The sequence below is a fragment of the Litoribrevibacter albus genome (genome assembly GCF_030159995.1).
Taxonomy (GTDB): Bacteria; Pseudomonadota; Gammaproteobacteria; order Pseudomonadales; family Litoribrevibacteraceae; genus Litoribrevibacter; species Litoribrevibacter albus.
In genome coordinates this window covers 133465-152452 of sequence record NZ_BSNM01000027.1, presented here as the reverse complement: position 1 = coordinate 152452, position 18988 = coordinate 133465, and the positions used below count along the sequence as shown (strand labels likewise).

At 46.7% G+C, this 18988-nt stretch carries 18 protein-coding genes; 9 read left to right on the top strand and 9 right to left on the bottom strand.

The genetic code is table 11. The features are described 5' to 3' along the window. Nucleotides 1–15 precede the first annotated feature (15 nt). Both QQL66_RS20430 and QQL66_RS20425 read right to left on the bottom strand, forming a co-directional pair. Complete coding sequence (locus QQL66_RS20430) at nt 16–1011, bottom strand: LNS2 domain-containing protein (RefSeq protein ID WP_284384042.1); 996 nt, start codon at nt 1009–1011, stop codon at nt 16–18. A gap of 340 nt (nt 1012–1351) precedes the next feature. Continuing rightward, nucleotides 1352–1981 (bottom strand): DUF4124 domain-containing protein, encoded by a 630-nt coding sequence (locus QQL66_RS20425; RefSeq protein ID WP_284384041.1) that lies wholly within the window; start codon nt 1979–1981, stop codon nt 1352–1354. Between the two features lie 268 nt (nt 1982–2249). On the opposite strand from QQL66_RS20425, the gene QQL66_RS20420 reads away from it, so the two are divergent. The 3 genes from QQL66_RS20420 to thpR are packed head-to-tail and all read left to right on the top strand — an operon-like array spanning nt 2250 to nt 4226. Continuing rightward, a complete protein-coding gene (locus QQL66_RS20420; RefSeq protein ID WP_284384039.1) occupies nt 2250–2873 on the top strand; it encodes a DUF1326 domain-containing protein in 624 nt (207 codons plus the stop codon). 30 nt (nt 2874–2903) lie between these two features. Further along, nucleotides 2904–3647, top strand: a complete 744-nt coding sequence (locus QQL66_RS20415; protein WP_284384037.1) for a DUF2182 domain-containing protein — start codon at nt 2904–2906, stop codon at nt 3645–3647. A 24-nt stretch (nt 3648–3671) separates the two neighbouring features. Continuing rightward, on the top strand, nt 3672–4226 hold the full coding sequence (thpR, locus tag QQL66_RS20410) for an RNA 2',3'-cyclic phosphodiesterase (protein WP_284384036.1): 555 nt from the start codon (nt 3672–3674) through the stop codon (nt 4224–4226). On the opposite strand, the gene QQL66_RS20405 is transcribed toward thpR, so the two are convergent. Continuing rightward, a complete protein-coding gene (locus QQL66_RS20405) occupies nt 4223–5179 on the bottom strand; it encodes a LysR family transcriptional regulator (RefSeq protein ID WP_284384034.1) in 957 nt (318 codons plus the stop codon). The two genes, thpR and QQL66_RS20405, sit on opposite strands and share 4 nt — an antisense overlap. 199 nt (nt 5180–5378) lie before the next feature. Here QQL66_RS20405 and QQL66_RS20400 point away from each other — a divergent pair, with 199 nt between their 5' ends. Further along, a complete protein-coding gene (locus QQL66_RS20400) occupies nt 5379–6065 on the top strand; it encodes a DJ-1/PfpI family protein (RefSeq protein WP_284384032.1) in 687 nt (228 codons plus the stop codon). A gap of 615 nt (nt 6066–6680) precedes the next feature. Next, nucleotides 6681–7031, top strand: coding sequence for a VOC family protein (locus tag QQL66_RS20395; RefSeq protein WP_284384030.1), 351 nt, complete (start codon nt 6681–6683; stop codon nt 7029–7031). Nucleotides 7032–7108: 77 nt separating this feature from the next. On the opposite strand, the gene QQL66_RS20390 is transcribed toward QQL66_RS20395, so the two are convergent. From QQL66_RS20390 to QQL66_RS20370, 5 genes are all read right to left on the bottom strand, one after another. Then, entirely contained in the window at nt 7109–9790 is a 2682-nt protein-coding gene (locus tag QQL66_RS20390; RefSeq protein ID WP_284384029.1) for a hypothetical protein, read from the bottom strand. Nucleotides 9791–10287: 497 nt separating this feature from the next. Further along, complete coding sequence (locus QQL66_RS20385; protein ID WP_284384027.1) at nt 10288–10842, bottom strand: YbhB/YbcL family Raf kinase inhibitor-like protein; 555 nt, start codon at nt 10840–10842, stop codon at nt 10288–10290. Nucleotides 10843–11125: 283 nt separating this feature from the next. Beyond that, nucleotides 11126–11929, bottom strand: a complete 804-nt coding sequence (locus tag QQL66_RS20380) for a helix-turn-helix transcriptional regulator (RefSeq protein ID WP_284384025.1) — start codon at nt 11927–11929, stop codon at nt 11126–11128. A gap of 30 nt (nt 11930–11959) precedes the next feature. Then, nucleotides 11960–12433, bottom strand: a complete 474-nt coding sequence (locus tag QQL66_RS20375) for a GNAT family N-acetyltransferase (protein WP_284384023.1) — start codon at nt 12431–12433, stop codon at nt 11960–11962. A gap of 197 nt (nt 12434–12630) precedes the next feature. Further along, nucleotides 12631–14226 (bottom strand): ABC-F family ATPase, encoded by a 1596-nt coding sequence (locus QQL66_RS20370; protein ID WP_284384021.1) that lies wholly within the window; start codon nt 14224–14226, stop codon nt 12631–12633. A 179-nt stretch (nt 14227–14405) separates the two neighbouring features. Here QQL66_RS20370 and QQL66_RS20365 point away from each other — a divergent pair, with 179 nt between their 5' ends. Then, nucleotides 14406–15134, top strand: a complete 729-nt coding sequence (locus QQL66_RS20365) for a tRNA (adenine(22)-N(1))-methyltransferase (RefSeq protein WP_284384019.1) — start codon at nt 14406–14408, stop codon at nt 15132–15134. On the opposite strand, the gene QQL66_RS20360 is transcribed toward QQL66_RS20365, so the two are convergent. Further along, nucleotides 15098–15736, bottom strand: coding sequence for a GDSL-type esterase/lipase family protein (locus QQL66_RS20360; protein ID WP_284384017.1), 639 nt, complete (start codon nt 15734–15736; stop codon nt 15098–15100). The two genes, QQL66_RS20365 and QQL66_RS20360, sit on opposite strands and share 37 nt — an antisense overlap. Nucleotides 15737–15874: 138 nt before the next feature. Here QQL66_RS20360 and nhaD point away from each other — a divergent pair, with 138 nt between their 5' ends. From nhaD to QQL66_RS20345, 3 genes are all read left to right on the top strand, one after another. Next, on the top strand, nt 15875–17107 hold the full coding sequence (gene nhaD / locus QQL66_RS20355) for a sodium:proton antiporter NhaD (RefSeq protein ID WP_284384016.1): 1233 nt from the start codon (nt 15875–15877) through the stop codon (nt 17105–17107). Between the two features lie 145 nt (nt 17108–17252). Continuing rightward, on the top strand, nt 17253–18155 hold the full coding sequence (locus QQL66_RS20350) for an AraC family transcriptional regulator (protein ID WP_284384015.1): 903 nt from the start codon (nt 17253–17255) through the stop codon (nt 18153–18155). An 80-nt stretch (nt 18156–18235) separates the two neighbouring features. Then, nucleotides 18236–18985, top strand: coding sequence for a helix-turn-helix domain-containing protein (locus tag QQL66_RS20345; RefSeq protein WP_284384014.1), 750 nt, complete (start codon nt 18236–18238; stop codon nt 18983–18985). Nucleotides 18986–18988: the final 3 nt, after the last annotated feature.

The window sequence follows — 18988 nt, the reverse complement described above, 5'->3', positions numbered from 1 at the left end:
GAATCTATTCAATTATTAACGCGCACATCCGCTATCCGGCGTGTCTTCTACCACACTGTAAAGGTGCGACCAGTAGTCTTCCCCTTCGATGGCTTGTGAGCCCATTGCGCCAGCGTTTTTACCTACGATGTAGATTTCTTCTAAAGGTACGCCGCCTTGGCTGAAGCCTTCGATGTCGGTGGTTGCATTACCATAGGCACGAACAACGTCCAGGCCAGCCGCTTTTACTTCTTCTAACACTGCAGCTTTGTATTCCGCCGTTTGGAATAATCCGGTTTCGTTGCTAAGCGTGGTGCGAAGGGTCGCTTCAGGTACGTCTAGGTGGTCGCTCAACCAGTGACGTGTGCCTTTGGCGTACCAGTAAGTACGAGCGGTAATGAACAGCGGGTGGTAGCCTTTTGCAACGTAGTTGTTCACTAGCTCAGCTGCACCACCACGAGCATCAGCGGCTTCGATGCCCGTGTAATCAAGGACTTGTTCAAGGTCGCTGGTGGTCAGGGTTTCGTCGATATCAAAGACAACTGCCTTGGTGCCAGGCTTCACAACGGTGATGTATGAGTTGGCTTCTGACAGATCTCCCACTACAACCATTTTCACTTGATAGTGGCCTGCGTCTAATCCGTCTACGTCCACGTAGATTTTACCGTCGCTGTTGGTTTTGTATTTGCCAATGTATTGCCAGTCGGACATTTCGCCGCCGTAGACATAGGCTTTAACGTATTCAAATTCCAGATCCTTATGTGCTACTGCGCCGTAGTCGAATTTACCGATCACAGTGGCTGTTTGGCCTTCACCAATAATGGTGTCATGGCCCATGTGGAAAGGGATGTCTGCTGATAACCATTTGTTCCAGAAATAACGGAAACCGTCTTTGTCTGGATAGTAGAAATACGGTGCGTTATCCAGGTTGTTAAAGTCGGTACACAGCGGCGTATCGTTTGCTGAAACGTTTGTTACAGCACTTAGGGCCAATGCGCCAGAGGCGACGATAGGTAATAGTTTTTTCAACATGTGTTAGCTTCCTTTGTCTTGTTTTTATCTGAGCTATGGAATCGAGGTTGTAATGTCGTGGTCGCGGATAAGCCATTGACTGTAAATGAGTCGCTGACCGAAGGTAGGTGTTTGACCCGGCCCAAATAAAGGCGCCTATCCTGACGAGTCACTGTGACAACTGTATTGCAGATTGAGGTCACTACCGGGGTTCGAAGTGCCCATTCGAGGTGGTTTGTTGAAAGCGTTTTTTGAAGCTGTTAACTAAGTCATTTCGTGTAAGCTAAACGTATGGGTAATAACCTATAGGCAATAAAAAACCCCGACGAGTCGGGGCTTGATTCGAAAGAGTGCGAGAGGCTTATCGTACTGTCTTACTGATCGCTTCTTCTAATTGTTCATTTCGTTTATCCAGAAGCGCTTGGACGTTCTTGGCATCTTCAATCAGCTTAGGTATCTCAGACAGCGGTATTGTGGTTAGACTAATGCCTGAGACGCCGTCGGTGTTGTTGGCATTCGCATTGCCCTTGCCATTATTACTCGAGGCAAGAGCTCGTTTAATTCGTTTGACTGCTTCTGGTTCCAGCCCTTCTAAATCAAGATCTTCTTCTTTCTTTTTGGAAGACGTCGTTAGCACATTGGCCGCGTATAGAGGTCTTCCCCCAGGCATAGCCTCTGCGTATTCCGGTTCTTCAGGCATTTGAAGAGACTGAATTACATTGGCGTTAGGATTGTATTTCAGGGTTTCGTGATTTGAACCTTGAGCTTGGTTATCCGAGAAGTGCCATTGGCCGTTTTCGTCTTTCCACTTATAGACGGTGGTTAGCTTGGACGAGGTTTCAGAGGCTGAGACATAGGCTGATTCAGACGAGGCAGAGGGGGCAAAATCTGTGACGTCCATAATGGGTTTACCGTCAGGTCCCTTAAGAAACATCGGCGCGACGACTGCACCAACCACTGCTAATAACATCAGCTTAATGAATATTTTCATACTAAGACGTCCTGTCTGGCAAAGTGAATCCGTGAATTTTATGTACTCTATAGTATTTGTTGGGCTGAAAAAAGGTCTCCTTTGTAAGACCGTAACCTATTTATGTGGACGAAATGCTGACTGAACAGTTCAAGATGGACGTGTTTGGTTATTCCTTTTTTGGGCTGCAGTGTTGATGAAAACCCATGCTTTAGTTGTATCAAAGACGGCTTGTTCCGATGGGACTGAACTATACTTCTGACACTCTTATGAGATAAGTGGTGAGTATATGTCTGGTGAAAATAAGTGGTCATTGTCGATGCACCAGATTGAGTGCTGCAACTGTAGTCATGGTTGTGGTTGTCAGTTTGGTGGATTCCCTGACAGTGCGGACGGAAGCTGTCAGGCAATTCTTGGTTTCCTGATTATCAATGGGCAATTTAATGACTTGGATTTGTCCGGTCTGAAGATGGTCTTTGCGGCGATGTGGCCCAAAGCCATTCATGAAGGCAATGGTAAAGGGGTGTTGTTCATTGATTCTACGGCGACTGCCGAACAGGTAACGGCCCTGGCGACCATTATGTCTGGTCAGGCGGGCGGTATGCCGGTTGAAGCCATTGCCGGAACGTTTACCGAATTTGATGGGCCAATTCAGGCGCCAATTAGTATGGTGGTGGATGACAAACGCTCGTCGTTTTCTATCGAAGGCGTGTTAGAGGTTGAGCACACGCCACTGATGAACCCTGTGACGGGAGAGGAGCAAAACGTTCATATTACCTTCCCAGATGGCGGTTTCATGTGGGACGACGGTAACATCGGTGAATCCAAAGCCATGTCGATCAAGCATGGTGGAATTGCCTTTGAACATGTGGGGCATTTCGCCGCCAAAGCGGTTTCTAATTGGAGTAACTAGGGAATCTCTCAACCACTAAGGAGCTCAGCTTTGGATTTCAAGTTGCTCAAAGAGCGTGATCTGAATACCTGGCTTACGTTAATCACGCTCTTGATCTTTATTCTCGCCAGTTGGGTTTATATGGTCTTTTTTATGACCATGAACATGTCGCCTGTAGAGCAGTGGCGTTATTCCGACTTACTGATGTTGTTCGTAATGTGGGCCGTGATGATGGCTGGGATGATGTTGCCTTCTGCCACCCCAGTGGTGATGCTGGTGGATCGCATGAACCGACAACGGCTGTCGCGCCACACTGCGTATACCCGAACCGTGTATTTTGTGGCTGGTTATCTGCTGGTGTGGGCGTTTTACAGTGTCATCATGACCTTATTGCAGTGGTGGTTACATCGTTGGGCAATGCTCTCTCCGATGATGACCAGCGCCAGTGAAGGGCTCAGCGCGGCCTTGTTGATTGTGGCGGGCATCTATCAATGGTCGCCACTCAAACTACGATGTCTTAATTTTTGTCGCTCGCCCTTGAGCATTCTCTCAACGCACTGGAAGGAGGGGATAAGCGGCGCACTTCAGCTGGGCATTAAACACGGTCAGTATTGTTTGGGCTGTTGTTGGTTTTTGATGGCATTGCTGTTTGTCACAGGAGTGATGAATCTTAAATGGATTCTGATTCTAACCATTGTTGTGTTGATCGAAAAAGCGATCACTAAAGGCGTGTGGTTAAGTCGGATATTAGGTGGTGTGTTGGTTATCGCTGGTGGGTGGATGTTGGTGCCCTAGTCGGTATGGAAAAAGGCGGATCGAATGTCAGTGTTGTTTCTTGGTATTGAGTTGTCTTCCGACATTCAACATCGATTAAGTCAATATTCTCCGGCGCAAACCCGGCACATTCGACCTGTGTCTCCAGAATTGTTTCATATCACCCTACATTACCTAGGCGAGGTTCCTAAAGAGCGGGTTCTGGCCTCATTGAATTCTCATAGCTCGGTTCAGGATATCCCCGGGTTTGACGTCCGTATTCATTCTTTAGGTGCGTTTGGTCGTAAGACTCAACCGGCTGTTTTATGGGCGGGTGTCGAGCCGATTATGCCTTTTCAACGACTGCATACGGCGCTTTGCCCGATTGTTGAAGACTGTGGTGTGGAGGTGGATTCACGGCCTTATCACCCTCACATAACGCTGGCCCGGGGAAGGTGGCAATCGCGTAGAACTCAAGAAGATGATCAGTCCATCGTTACTTTCTTTGATCAGTCGTTAGAGGTCATGCCATTGACTGTGTCGTCTTTTGTCTTATTTGAAAGCAAATTGACGGAGCAGGGCCGTGCTTACCCCGTCATTCAACGATATGATTTGGCTTAAGCGTGAGCAGAGTAAGGCGTAAGATCTTCCGCCCATGTCTTAAACTGCGTTTCACCACCCGCTTCAATCTGAGTGCTCATAAAGTTCAAAAACGCACGTATCTTGGCGGGTTGAAACTGGCGTTTGGCGTAGACCATCCATACCCCAAATCCCTTACCCCGAACGAAAGGTGTGACGGGCACCAGCTCCCCCGAATTTAACCAATCGCGTGCCAGGAAATGAGGCATTTGTGTCAGGCCCAAGCCTTGAGCGCAGAGTTGGGCCATCGCCTCGCCGTCATCCACAATGAAATCTTCGCCAGGACTTCGAGCAAGTGCATGTTCTGGCTGATTAACGAGGATCGGCATGAGCTTACCTGTCTGTTTAAAGCGAAAACGAATCCAGGGGTGATCGTAGTAGTCGTCTTCAGAAACCGGAAGTGTGCTTTTTAGATTGTCCAGATAGTCAGGTGATGCGCAGGTGATGAAATCCATCGGGCTGAGTTGTTTGGCAATCATTGAGGATTCATCGAGTGAACCACTTCGAATGCATATATCGACGCCTTGTTCGATCATATCCACATACGCGTCTTCGAGACTCAGGTCGACAGTTATCTGTGGGTACTGCCGATGAAACTCGCCTAGTAAGGGCAAAAGATAGCGTCGACCATAGGCCACAGGCGCGTTAATTTTTAAACGGCCTTGTGGCGCATCGTTGCTTTGTACCAGTTGATTCTCGCATTGCTCCAATTCTGTCAGGAGCTTTCGTACCGTTTCCAGATAGGCTGTGCCAGCTTCGGTTAAGGTCAGTTGGCGAGTGGTGCGATGAAATAAATAGAGTTTGAGATCGCTTTCCAGACGCGCAATGGCCTTACTCACTGTCGAGGGTGATAACCCCAGCGCTGAAGATGCAGAGGCAAAACTGCCGCGGTCCACCACTGTGATGAAGAGTTTTAACAGATTTAACTTATCCATAGATGCCGTATTTCGAAGGACTGACTGAGCACATTATTACTGATCTCATTATTACTGATCAGGCTGAAAGTATTGGTGAAAAAGTGTCATTAGTGAAGTTCTATTCGTGATATTTAAGCACTTAATTCTTAGGCATAAAATTCGTATCACCTTTTACTTACGTTTAATTTAATTGCATTTACTGAATAGGAGACCTGTTATGACGGGTAGAATTCGTGGTTTAACAATGGGCGCGGTGTTACTCAGTGCTGCCGTATCCGGTGCAGTGATGTCGACTCCTGCGATGGCGGACGACAAGCGCATTGGCATCATCGTATTTGATGGGGTGTTGAGCTCCGATGTGACGGCACCGATTGAAGTGTTCGGTATTGCCAGCAAGAAGAGCTGGTTCTCTGATTATGAAACCTTAGTAATTAATGTTGGGGAATCGGAACTGATCACCACCGAAGAGGGCATTACCTTAAAAGTAGACGCTCATGTGAAGGATCAGCCGAAGGTTGATGTGTTGTTGATGCCGAGTAGCTACGACATGGATTCCTTGCTAGAGAACCAGGCTTTGATTCAGTACATTCAGAAGACCTCTAAAACCGCTGACTGGATGGCAAGTAACTGCTCTGGTGCTTTTGTGTTGGCTGAAGCCGGCGTGCTTGATGGCAAGAAAGCGACTACTTGGGCAGGTGGTGAATCGGACTTGGAGAGCGCCTACCCAAAGGTGGATGTCCAGTTCGATACCAACTATGTGATCGATGGCAATGTAATTACGTCCAATGGCAGTGTTGTGAGTTACCAAGCAGCGTTGGCTTTATTAGAACAAATGTCCTCTGAGCGTCGAGCTAAGGAAGTGGAAGAAGCGCTTCAGATGCAACGAGTTTGGAAAGTAATGTGATATTTAAATTAAAGAATGAAGTCTAATTCTTTACAAAATAATGAAAAATCGGGGTTATTCACAGTTTCTGTGGATAACTCTGTTATTAAGTTCTGTGGAAATCGCTCAAACGCCCGTTTTAAGCGGAAATTTAAAAAACGTATCAAAAATGTACTGATTTAATAAAGTCTATAAAAATCAATTAGTTATGATTTTTGTGGGTTTATCTGGAACAAGATTGAATTGTTGTTCTAAATATGAATGTAATCTTAAATCGAATGTGAATAATCATAAAAATATGCGTTGACTTTTGATTTTTTGGTTCATTTCGTGTGAATTGGTTATCGAATGTACATCAAAGTTATCCACTGTTGCTGTGTATAACTTATTGAATAAGTGTCTAGTAAGTCGCTCAACCCCTTATAAATACTGGCTTAGAAGAAAGTGCTAGAATTTTGTTCAGATCAAAATTAGTACAGTAAGTCAGCTTTTTTGCTTGTGGATTAATGTAAAAATCAAGCATTTTATGCGTAGATTTATTGCAGGGTGATAAATGGTCTAGGCGTTGAGTTATTCACAGTGATCTGGGCTAATCTAACCTAGTGACGATTCATTTATAGAAGGGAAGGCGTTGAAATGAAAGAACATGGAAAAATCAATTACGTGGAATACGCAGCAAAGGATTTGACAGCGACGAAAGCCTTTTTTGAGAAGGCTTTTGGTTGGTCGTTTCTGGATTACGGTCCGGAATACGCCGCCTTTTCTGATCAAGGTCTGGATGGTGGCTTCTATCAAGCGGCGCTAACCTCCAAGGCTGAACATGGTGGCGCACTTATTGTTTTGTTTAGTGAGAATCTGGAAGAGACGTTGGCGGCGGTGGAAGACGCGGGTGGCAAGATTGTAAAACCGATTTTTTCTTTCCCTGGTGGAAGACGCTTTCATTTTGAAGAGCCCAGCGGCAATGAACTGGCTGTGTGGAGTGAATAATAAGCCTATCGCAGATAAAAACAGAGCTGATGCAAGATCAGCTCTGTGGGTTATGAAACGTTAGGTTTTACTGTTCGTTAATAGCCCGGACCAGTATGTAACTTAGATGGTATAGCCCGGAAGTAATTAGTGTTGTAGTCCTTCTCGTCTTCAGTGCTGTTCCATTTCTCTTCTAAGGTTTTCAAATCCGCCTGTAACTGATCGAATACAGGTTTCATCGCACGTTTGTAGTTCTCGTCAATACCGTCTAATAAGTAGGTGAAATCATTCATCAACAAGGTGAATCGAGCGCGACCGGTTGCCAATGCAACGTAGGCCAACGAACGCCATTCATCAACGGCGGGTGTGCCCAGATCTTTTGGAATTTGTGGTGAACCAATACGAGGATCAAGCGCTGCTTTCACACCCGTAGTGCCATACACCTGGTGACGAACTACCGTATGGTGGATGGTATCAGAGGCAAAGCGCGCGACACCTTCTTTGGTCTGGAACCCGTGGTAGCGTTCTGGCAGACCGTTTACAAGCACTTCCAACAGGGCTTTGTGGAAATCTTGTAAGTAGCCGTCGTTTTGCACCGCTTGATCATCCGGATAGATGATGTCGATGAGCGCTGTGGTGTACTTGTGCCAAATCGCAGCGTATTCCAACTCCCAGTTAATACAGGCATTTGGAAGGATCTTAGCTTGTGCTTCCCCTGGCTGAATAGGCATGGTCATCAAGGCCGCACGTTCTTCGAAGTTCTCGTCTTCCCCGTATTGGAAGTCGTAATAGCAGTCGTTCAGGTGATTGATCAATGCGTCATGGGTGGTAGCAAAGATTTGGTTGAATACCGCCCCTTCTTGTACCAAGTGTTCTGTAGTGATTTCTTCTGCCAATTCATGAGAGAAGAAGTGCAGATATAGGAAGGTACGGAAAGGGTGCTTCCATTGGCCTTGGACATCGAAGGAGTTATGCATGGCTACTTCGACAAGGTTGTAGGTCATGTGGATTTCAGCCAAGTGCTTACCACTGATCACCTGATAGTACATGGAGGCCAGAACCAGACTTTCTGCGTAACGGAAAGTGCCTTCATTGGGATTGGCAGGAATCTCCTGAGTCGTATGTGGCGCAACCACCGAGACCAGTTCCAGACGTTGGGTTTGGGCATTCACTTTAAAGTACGCTTTACCACCGTATGGCTCATAGTCTGGCTTGGTTTCGTATCGTTCGAGGAAGGTGAAGTCGGAAACAAGATAGCCCGTGCCTTTTTCAGGGCAGGCTTTAGCAAAGGTTGCTGCCACGCCAAACTCTGTGAGGTAAGCGAGCAATTGACCTTCTTTATAGGCTTCGATCACAGGTTCCGGAGTTTTCTCCATGTGACCGCCGTAACCAGGAATGGTCATGCCGAAAATGTTCTTGGTGAAGAGTGCCGGCCAGAAGTCGTGTCCGTCACTCCAAACCGGCATACGAGGCTTGTCTGTGATTGGCACTTCGACTTTCGCCTGCGGGAAGAAGTGATCCAGCAGGGCAATGACTTTAAAGATGCCAACGATCTTATTTACCAGCTGTTTAAAAATAGTGACGTTCTTTTCAAGCTTCACCGCAGCCGGGATTGACAGGCTTTGTAGCAAGAACTCCGGATGCACCTGATAGTAAGGCTTCAACGGTGTCTGTTCTGGTGGGTTGTTGTCGTAGACCTTACTTAGGTTGAATGGTTTAGGGAAACGTTTAGCGCTGACCAGGAAGAAATAGAGAGGTGTCCAAATCAATTGGCTGGTCTGTGAACGCCAAGATGCTAGTGTCTTAGGAGACGCTGCCGCTACGGCAATCAGACCTAATGCACAGCTAACAATAAAGCCCCAAAGCAGTAGGCTGCCTGATGGCAAGGCAATGGCTCTGTCAGCAGAGAATGAGCTGTCCGCCTGCACGGAGGTCATGATTGCCATAAACAAAAGCACACCGGAAACTGAACTGATTACATGGAACGCAGTGCTCTTATACGGATTAGACGTACCAATCAACAGGGAGGTTAATTGCAGTGCGGCCTGACCAATCAGCAGTTGAGTTACAAGCTCTCCGCCTGGTGGATGAGTTGCCGCGCCCAGCACGATCAGGATTTGCACCACTTGGGTTGCTAATAACGTGAGGCTGACAGCTGTTTGAGCGCCACCATAGAACAATGCGAAGCCTAAGCCAAAGGTGGCTGCACCTGAGAGGTAAAGCAGCGCTGTTCGCATTTCAACCTGAGCAATCATCATACTGCAGGTGAAGAAGAACAGTGACGCAACCACTGGCGCGAGGTTTAGGAAGCGCACACTCTGGATGAACTGACCAAACTTCGTGCGCATCAACTGGAATGGGTGACCAGTGACCAATAACGATCCTTCGTATAGGAACCCTAAGCCCGCACCAAAAATGGTGAATAAAAATGGAATCCAAGTCCAGCTTGCCTGAGCGCCTGTTGGAAGGTCTTTAAAAATGGCCAGCGGGATTAAATCATAGGCGAGCCCGGTATCAGTTAGTTGCATGAACATCGCCACGGAAAGCACAGTCATTAACAAGAGGCTTAACACCGATAACAGAGAACCAAACACCGAGAAGGTGGGAACGGCTGGTGCTTCAAATCGCACGGCAGTTGCGTATTGAATGTTCATCACCGAGTCGGCGGACTTTTGTGATTGGGACAATGACGTCTCTGCATTGGACGTTTTCAGCGTGGGCGGGGCTTGGTTATTCCCGGTCGTTTGGGACTCTGTAACGGAAGGTATGTCAGTAGACATCGAACTAATCTCCATTTAGTTAAATTTCTCGTCTGCTGGCGTTAATACTGCTGAAGTACCAACTGCTACCCAAGCGGGTGTTCTGATTCTATAAACTACGAAAAAAGCGCCAGTGAAACGTTGTTTCTCGAAAGGGGTCGTCTGCTTTAAGCCAGCTGGGCGCTGGTCTCAAGGCTAAGATTCAAGCTAGCAGACATAATTGGAATGTCGTTTCAAATACAACAAAATAAATACAAAAGTACTAAATATTTTTCACAAAAAAAGACAATGGCTATTGTGCTTGTAAGCCCTGATAGACGGGAGGATGCAGCTGATCAGAAGACGGCATAGGGAGTTAAGAGTTTAGTCGTAGGAAAACATCGATATGTCTTGTTTTGACAATCCATGTCTCCTGATATTTTTGAGTAACCGCTGTCTGGAGGACAGCGGCTGCTTCTTTGACGATCAGTGTTTTCTCATTCTCTGCCGCTAGCGGCAGAGAAATGGTGGCTGAGAAATTAACGCTGATACAAGGCTTCCAGTGTGGCGGTTTCAAGCGCGTGGGCGTTCAGGTAATAGCCAACCAACGCTGCACTGCCATCCGCTGGTAATTCCAATGTGTCTACATCCAGTGCAAATACTTTGAATTGGTAACGGTGGGCTTTGTCCCCCTCCGGCGGACAGGCACCGCCAAAACCTTTACTGCCATAGTCCGTGCGGAATGTCTGGCTGCCAGCAGGCATAGTGCTGTTATCTGATCCGGCACCGCTTTCCAAACTTGAGACTGATGCAGGAATGTTTGCCACAACCCAGTGCCACCAGCCGCTGCCGGTTGGGGCATCCGGGTCATAGGCTGTGATGGCAAAACTCTTGGTGTTGGCAGGCGCGTTTGCCCAGCTAAGTTGCGGCGACAAATTGCTGCCACTGCAGCCAAACCCTGCAAACTCCTGAGCTTTTGGCATTTTCTCGCCAGCGTTAATGTCAGAACTGGTTAGTGTCATATCCGCATGGGCTGAGGCCGTTGCAAAGAGGCTGGTCAAGGCAAGGCTTAGAACTGTTTGATGTGGTTTCATGAGAGACTCCTCTAATTTCTATCGAGTGCGTTCTATCTATTTGTTTCGATAAGAAAGAGTCTATCGATCTGAAAATTGTTTGTTCGCCGCAAACGTTCAAGAAATTGCCTGAAACGGCCAAATTGACGTTTTGGTAAGACAGATAACCTCAACAGTGCTTTTGAGTCGGATAGATACCTACTCCACAAGGATGCTCAAGGCTATTAAAGTTGAGGGTATTAAAGAGACGAGTATTGCAGGTATGGGGATTGCAGATATGGGTATTGCAGAAGCATTAAGAAAATCACAGCGCCTGTCTTAGTTCGCTTGGCGTTGTATGAAAGCGTTTCTTGAAGCGTTCGCTGAAGCGAGACGCCGATTGATAGCCGCATTCCAAGGCTACCTGACCAATTGGTAGAGGGCTGGTTTGAATTAAACCTAAACCATAGGTGAGCCTGAGATCTTCCAGTACTTCACGAAACCCTGTGTCTTCCTGTTGAAGTCGACGGCGCAGGTTGGATTCACTGGTGGCTAATGCGTTGCACACCTCGTCCAGTTTCCATTCTTTGGCAATGTCTGTTTGTAATAGGTTTACAACCCTGTTTCGCCAGGTGGGGGTTGCGGGACAACGGAGTGTGTCATCTAACTCAAGATGCGTCAGTAACGCGGCTATTTCCTGACGACGAGACGCTAATACACTGGCCGGTAAGCCGCTGCCACTTAGGCTCATCAGTTGTTGAATCAAGGTCAATATCGACGCCGGTGCTGAGCAGATTTTGATCTTATCGGTATTTCCGTTTCCGGTTCTGTGCGGGAAATCTTCTGGTACGAAGGGAATCACCAGCGCCATGTAGAAGTCGTCTGGTAGATTGGCAAAGGGGAATTCAAAGCCACTCGACACAAGCAGCAGGTTTCCTTGCGGGCAATCCGTCGCAATAGGCCCGGATATTTGTTTGGTACCACGCAGCACCAGCATTAACGTAGGCTGGAAGAAATGGACCCTATGCAGCTGTTGCTTCTCTCGGCAATGAAAAATTTGCACAGGGAACTGAGGGTCTGCCTGTTCAATCAGTGCCTGAGCTTGAGTGATAAGTGGCGCCAGTTGCATGTCCATTGCCTGAAAGTGGAATAAGAACTCTTAATTATTCTCAGGATCAAGCAACATATCAATATGTGGAATACCGTCTTCCAGATACATTTCTGAAATGGTTTTGAATCCCAGGCTACCGTAGAACTTTTCCAGATGCTGTTGCGCACCGATTTTGATAGGAATTGCTGGTGTGGCTTCCCAAACGGCATCGATTGAACGTTGCATCAGCTCATAGCCCAGTTTTCTGCCTCGGGCTTTTTCTGATACCACCACCCGGCCAATGGCCGCTTGTTGATCTAGTACACTGCCTTTGTGTTCCAGACCTGGCGGAATTAGGCGGGTATATGCAAGGATTTCATCGCCTTCGCTGGCAAACAAATGACGACAGTGTTGATCAAGGTTATCCAGATCTGGGTAAGGGCAGTCTTGTTCAACAACAAAAATATCAACGCGCAGCTTGAGGATCTGATACAGCTGTTCCAAAGACAATTGATTAAACGCCAATACTTGCCAGTTGATCATGATTTTTTACCCGTTTTCTATGGAGAATTTTTAAGGCTGATAATTTGCCATGATTATTGGCTATTTGCACAACTTTTTGGCTGTAGTATTTACGGATAAAGCTGTCTGAAGCAGCAAAAGTGATATTGCTGCTTCAGATTTTTCTGACTAATCAGTTGTGATTATCCAGTTTCAAAGGGTTTGGAGGTTAAAGAGGTTTACCCTTGCAAATCCTGAGATGCGAGATACTCGTCATAAGTGCCTTGGAAGTGCACTAACTTGTGATCCTTGATCTCGATGACTTGAGTTGCCAACGATGAAACGAATTCACGGTCATGGCTCACGAAGATCAGTGTGCCTTCGAACATTTCTAACGCAAGGTTCAACGCTTCGATGGATTCCATGTCCAAGTGGTTGGTCGGTTCGTCCATGATCAATACGTTTGCATTGCTCATGATCAGTTTCCCGAATAACAAACGGTTCTTTTCACCACCGGAACATACGCTGACTTTCTTGCCAATGTCATGAGAAGAGAAAAGCATGCGGCCAAGAATGCCTCGGATGGATTGCTCATCGTCTTCCGGGCGACGCCATTGGCTCATCCAATCAAACAACGTCATGTCGCAATCAAAGTCGCTGCTGCTGTCCTGAGGGCAGTAACCTAACTTGGCATTTTCGGCCCATTTGATTTCGCCATTGGTCGCGTTCAGCTCACCCATCAAACACTTGAGGAACGAGGTTTTACCGACACCGTTTTCACCAATTACCGCCAAACGGGAGCCCGCTTCCAGAATAAGGTTGCCACCATCGAACAGGTGATCGCCTTCGTAACCGAAGCCCATGTTTTCAAGGATAAAGGCTTGTCGGTGCAGCTTTTTCTCTTGCGTGAAACGAATGAACGGGCTGACACGGCTGGATGGTTTGATGTCATCCAATTTAATCTTATCAATCTGTTTAGCACGAGAAGTGGCTTGTTTTGCTTTTGATGCGTTGGCTGAGAAACGGCTAACGAATTGTTGAAGTTCGGCAATTTGTGCTTTCTTCTTGGCGTTATCGGCTTGCAAGCGTTCACGTACCGCCGTTGAGGCAATCATGAAGTCATCGTAGTTGCCTGGGTAGATACGCAGCTCACCGTAGTCGATGTCTGCCATGTGCGTACATACGGAGTTCAGGAAGTGACGGTCGTGCGAGATGATGATCATGGTGCTTTTACGTTCGTTAAGCACGCTTTCCAACCAATGGATCGAGTGGATGTCCAGGTTGTTCGTTGGTTCGTCCAGCAGCAAAATATCAGGATCAGAGAAAAGCGCCTGAGCAAGAAGCACACGAAGTTTCCAACCCGGAGCCACTTCGCTCATTGGACCGAAGTGTAGTTCTTCTGCAATGCCGGCACCCAGTAGAATTTCACCGGCACGCGATTCGGCCGTATAACCGTCCATTTCTGCGAACTGGGTTTCCAGATCGGCTACTTTCATGCCGTCTTCTTCCGACATTTCTGGTAATGAATAGATGCGGTCGCGTTCTTTTTTGACTTCCCACAGTTCTGCGTGGCCCATGATTACGGTGTCGATCACGCTGTATTCTTCAAACGCAAACTGATCCTGATTCAGTTTACCAATGCGCTCGTTAGGCGTTAGTGACACTGTGCCAGAAGTAGGTACCAGTGAACCGTCCAGGATTTTCATGAAGGTAGACTTACCGCAGCCATTGGCTCCGATCAGACCGTAGCGATTGCCTTCGCCAAATTTTACAGAGATGTTTTCAAAGAGCGGCTTGGAGCCAAATTGCATAGTGATATTTGCTGTCGAAAGCACGAGAGGAATCCTGAATTGAGATGGACAAAAAATGAGCTGCGTACTTTAAGGATTTCTCGGGTGACAGTCGAGTGATATTTACAGTTGAAAGGTATTTAACGTTGATTAGTTTTTAAGGCCGTCGGCAATTTATTGGGGTAGGATAGCGGGTTTTTAGTTCTGTTTTTGGAATTCTGGCAATGAAACTCAGTGCACGTCTACAAACTTTGGTGAATCTTGTAGAAACGAGTGGTGGACCGGGTTTTGATCATATCTGGGATACTTGTTGTGATCATGGCTTGTTAGGGCAAGCTCTACTATCTGATTCTGCCTTGAATGGCGTGTCGCAAAACAGACCCGTGATTCATTTTGTGGATGTGGTGCCTGAGTTAATGGCGCAGTTAGAAGCCCGCTTGATTGCCCAGATGCAAGATCATCAAGATTACTGGCAAGTACATTGTCAGGATGTGGCACAACTGAATCTGTTGACGTTTCCCCCAGAAGACCGGCACTTGATCATCATCGCCGGGATTGGCGGCGATTTGATGATTGACATTATTCAGGGGTTGTTAAAGTCGATTGGACACACTGGGCACTCTCAACGTTTGTCACGCATCAGTTTTCTATTGTGCCCGGTTTATCATCACTATCGTGTTCGTACTTTCCTGGCAGAGCAGGGGCTTGGTTTAGAAACAGAAGTCCTGGTAGAAGATAAAGGTCGCATGTACGAGCTATTGAACGTCTCGTTTAATGCCTCTCAACCTGTGGCTTCAACTGGTGACGAGATGTGGGATTTTTCCAGGCCCGCGCATCTTCGCTACCTTAAACAAACCATCAAACATTATCGTCAGGTCGTCAGACGTAACCCGGAAGCGCAGGCTATTATCGATGCTTATCTGTCGATTGCCCCTTCATCGATTAATCTCTGATACAGCCCTTCCGCCAATTTTCGGTAGCCTGCGGTGTTCAAATGAATCGGGTCAGATTTATATTTCGGGCTACGCAGTAAATCTGCAAGTAAGCTCTTTTCCAAAGGCACTTGGTATTCTTCTGCCAATTCGAGATAGAAAGGCGCGGCATCTGAAAACAGCTTTTTTTGAGGCACGGCGACGAGTAGCACTTGAGCGTCATGTTGATGTGCAATTTTGATCATCCGGGCAAGGTTATCTTTGGTTTGGCTGGCAGGTAGGTTTCGTAAAATGTCGTTACCTCCTTCTAATAAAATCACCAGACTGGCTTGATAGTCGATTAAGGTCTGTTCAAATCGCTCAAGACCCTCAGTGGTGGTCTCTCCTGAGATTCCAGCATTTATTACGCCTTGCCCAGTTAATTCTTCTAACACTGCGGGATAGGCAGTCGCCTTGTCGGTCCCTACGCCTTCGGTGAGGCTGTCACCAAAGGCCAGAATGACATCATGTCTGGAGATTGGCTCTAACCTGGAATCTGAGCAGGCCACCAGTATGGCAGAGCAGGCTATTAAGACGGTACGGAGTATCAGGGGGAATCTGGTAATCCAAAATCGACATGTCATTGGCACGGCATCCTTTTACTGTTTCGTTGGCGCACTTATCTCTGTGACTTCATCGGATGCTAAAAATATCCGTTTATTTTGAGAAATCAGAGGCGCATAATCCGGCCAAAAAATTGTTAGGTGGGGCAGGATTTTAAGATGCATGTGCTGATATTGAGTTTAATCGCGTTAGCGTTTGTCTTAATTGTTATCGAAGATGTTATTCATTTGAATAAGGCTAAATCAACGCTTTTTATAGGATCGTTGGTTTGGATCTTGGCGTTCATGTTTCCCGAGGGGGGAAATGTAGAGCATGTTAAAGAAGGCTTAAATGAAAACCTTCTTGAGATTGCAACGCTTTGGTTGTTCTTAATGGCAGCAATGACTTTTGTGGCCTATCTCAACCAACAGGGATTGATTACACAGCTGGTCTATCGATTGTTGCCGAGTAAGATCAAGTTAAGGTCGTTGATGATCATGATTGCTCTGTTGGGGCTGTTGTTCTCTTCTCTGGCCGACAATATTACCGCCTCTTTGATTATGCTTTCCTTGCTGGCCTCGTTAAAACTGGAGCCCAAACAAACGCTCAAGTTTGCGGCTTTGATTGTGTTTGCGGTGAACTCTGGCGGTGTTTCTTTGATCACGGGTGACGTAACTACCTTGATGATCTTCCTGGCGGATAAGGTCTCCATCACCGATCTTTTCTTATTGATCGCTCCTGCTGTGTTTGGTGTGATGACGCTGGCGTTGTTCCTGATGCGCGGTATCAAAGATGAGGTGACTTTACCTAAGTTCAGACGTCCGATTGCCTTTGCTGATAAGTTGATTGCCTTGTTATTCCTGCTAACGATTGTGGGTACGCTAGGTATGAGTGTCGCTTTCTCTGTGCCTCCTGTTTTGACCTTCCTGTTTGGTTTGTCGGTAATGTTCATAACGCACAGAATCATCTACAAGAGTGAAACCAAGCCAAACGTATTGGAATATGTGCGTGAAGTGGAGTTCGATACCCTATTGTTCTTCCTCGGTGTATTGCTGCTAGTAGGTATGCTCAAAGAGCTATCAGTGTTGGATTTCCTACCTCAGTTGTATCAAGTGATGCCTGTCTATGTGGCGAACTACTTTGTTGGGATCTTGTCAGCATTGGTTGATAACGTGCCGCTAACAGCTGCGATTTTGAAGTCTGGTATTGAGATGGATACGGCCGATTGGTTGGGGCTGACTTACGCTGTGGGCGTGGGTGGTTCGCTGTTGATCATCGGTTCTGCGGCCGGTGTGATTGCGTTAAGCAAGCTGACGGAATTGACTTTTATTACCTATCTGAAGTTCTTCCATTGGTTGCTGGTGGCCTATACGGCGGGGTATTTGGCTGTGTTGGCGATCGCAAATATCTAATAGAACCAGAGTGTATTTTATGAAAACCCTGTCTTCGGACGGGGTTTTTTATGGCAGTATTTTAAGCAAACAGAGCAATTTCGATCAGGATTTTAGTGCCGTTTGAAAGGCATGATGAGACGGTATCTGACCTGGAAGGATGAACATGAAAGATAAGCTGATTGCTTATGATGAGCGGATGTCGCGGGTGTGTGATTATGTGAACCGGCACCTCAATGACACTCTGACACTTGAGACATTGAGTGATGTTGCTGCGTTGTCTAAGTACCACTTTCATCGGTTGTTTAAAGCCCATATAGGGATGAGCGTGATCAACTTTCTGCAGTTGGCCAGATTGAAACGTGCCTCGTTTCGTTTGGCCTTTGAGAAAGACATTCGCATCATAGACATTGCCTTTGAAGCGGGGTTTGAAAGCCCTGAAGCATTTGCCAGAGCGTTTAAGCGAACCTTTGATCAGTCGCCTTCTGAGTTCAGAGCGAAACCGCAATGGCCTGAGTGGCATAAGCGGTTTGAATACCAAACTCAGATTGAAGGAGCTGTCCAGATGGACGTAAACAAACAAATGGACCTAACCAAACAGTTGGATGTAAAAGTTGTTGATTTTGAAACGACTAAGGTGGCCTTGTTAGAGCATCATGGCTCACCGGACAGGGTACTTGAAACCGCAGGAAGGTTTATCCTGTGGCGGAAAGAAACCGGGTTATCGCCGGTAAAGAGCAGTAAAACCTTCGGCATCCCCTACAGTGATCCGAACACCACTGAGCCTGAACACTTCCGGTGGGATGTCTGTGGCTCGATCCGGGAGGACGTTCCACCCAATGAATATGGTGTGAAAACAGGTGTTATTCCAGGTGGCCGTTGTGCTGTGGTTAGGCATAAAGGCAGTCATGATACCCTAGAGCAGAGTATTTATTATGTGTATCGGCAATGGCTACCTGATTCAGGCGAAGAAGTTCGAGACTATCCGTGCTTTTTTCATTACTTGAACTTTATTCATGAAGTGGATGAGTGTGATTTGCTGACGGATATTTATTTTCCCTTGAAGTGATGACCTACTTTCGTTTACTAATGGTGGCTTGCTGTCAGTAACACAGAATGATTATTTAAATATCAAAGGATTGAATTTACATGTCACGCAGTTCCTCTCTCGTTAAAGCCCTAAAAACCAGTCTGAAATCCCGAGGCTTTAAATACGTAGATGTCGCCAATGCTCTGGATTTGAGTGAGGCCAGCGTTAAAAGGTTATTTGCGGAAGAGAACTTTTCGTTGAAGCGGCTAGACCAGATCTGTGAGCTGATAGGAATGGAGTTCAGTGATTTGGTGGATGTTAGCCGCCAATCCAGCGCGATTCGTTCTTTAACGATCGAGCAGGAAAAAGAAATTGTGAACGACATCTCTTTGCTGATTGTGGCGAACAGCGCTCTAAACCGTTGGAGCTTTGAAGACATTCTGAGAGTCTATGAATTCAGTGAAACCGAGTTAGTGCAGTATTTGGCAAAACTGGATCGATTGAAGCTCATCGAACTGTTACCGGGCAATCGTATAAAACTCTTGGTGGACAGAAATTTTAGCTGGCAAAAAAACGGGCCCATTCAACGTTTCTTTGAAGAAAAGTTGGTGATGGAATTCTTCAGTCATCGCTTCAATGATCCTGGGGAGAAACGTCAGGTGTTGGTGGGGATGTTGTCGAGAGCTTCCAATGAGGCATTCCAACGCAAGCTTGAGCAGTTGGCTGAACTGTTTCACAGCCTACATCTGCAGGACGAAAAACTCCCGGTGGAAGAACGCTTTGGCACCAGTGTCATTACCGGAATGCGTTTGTGGGAGCCGAAAGTCTTCGAATCCAAACGCCGGGTAAAAGACGAACGTAAGTTTTAGAGT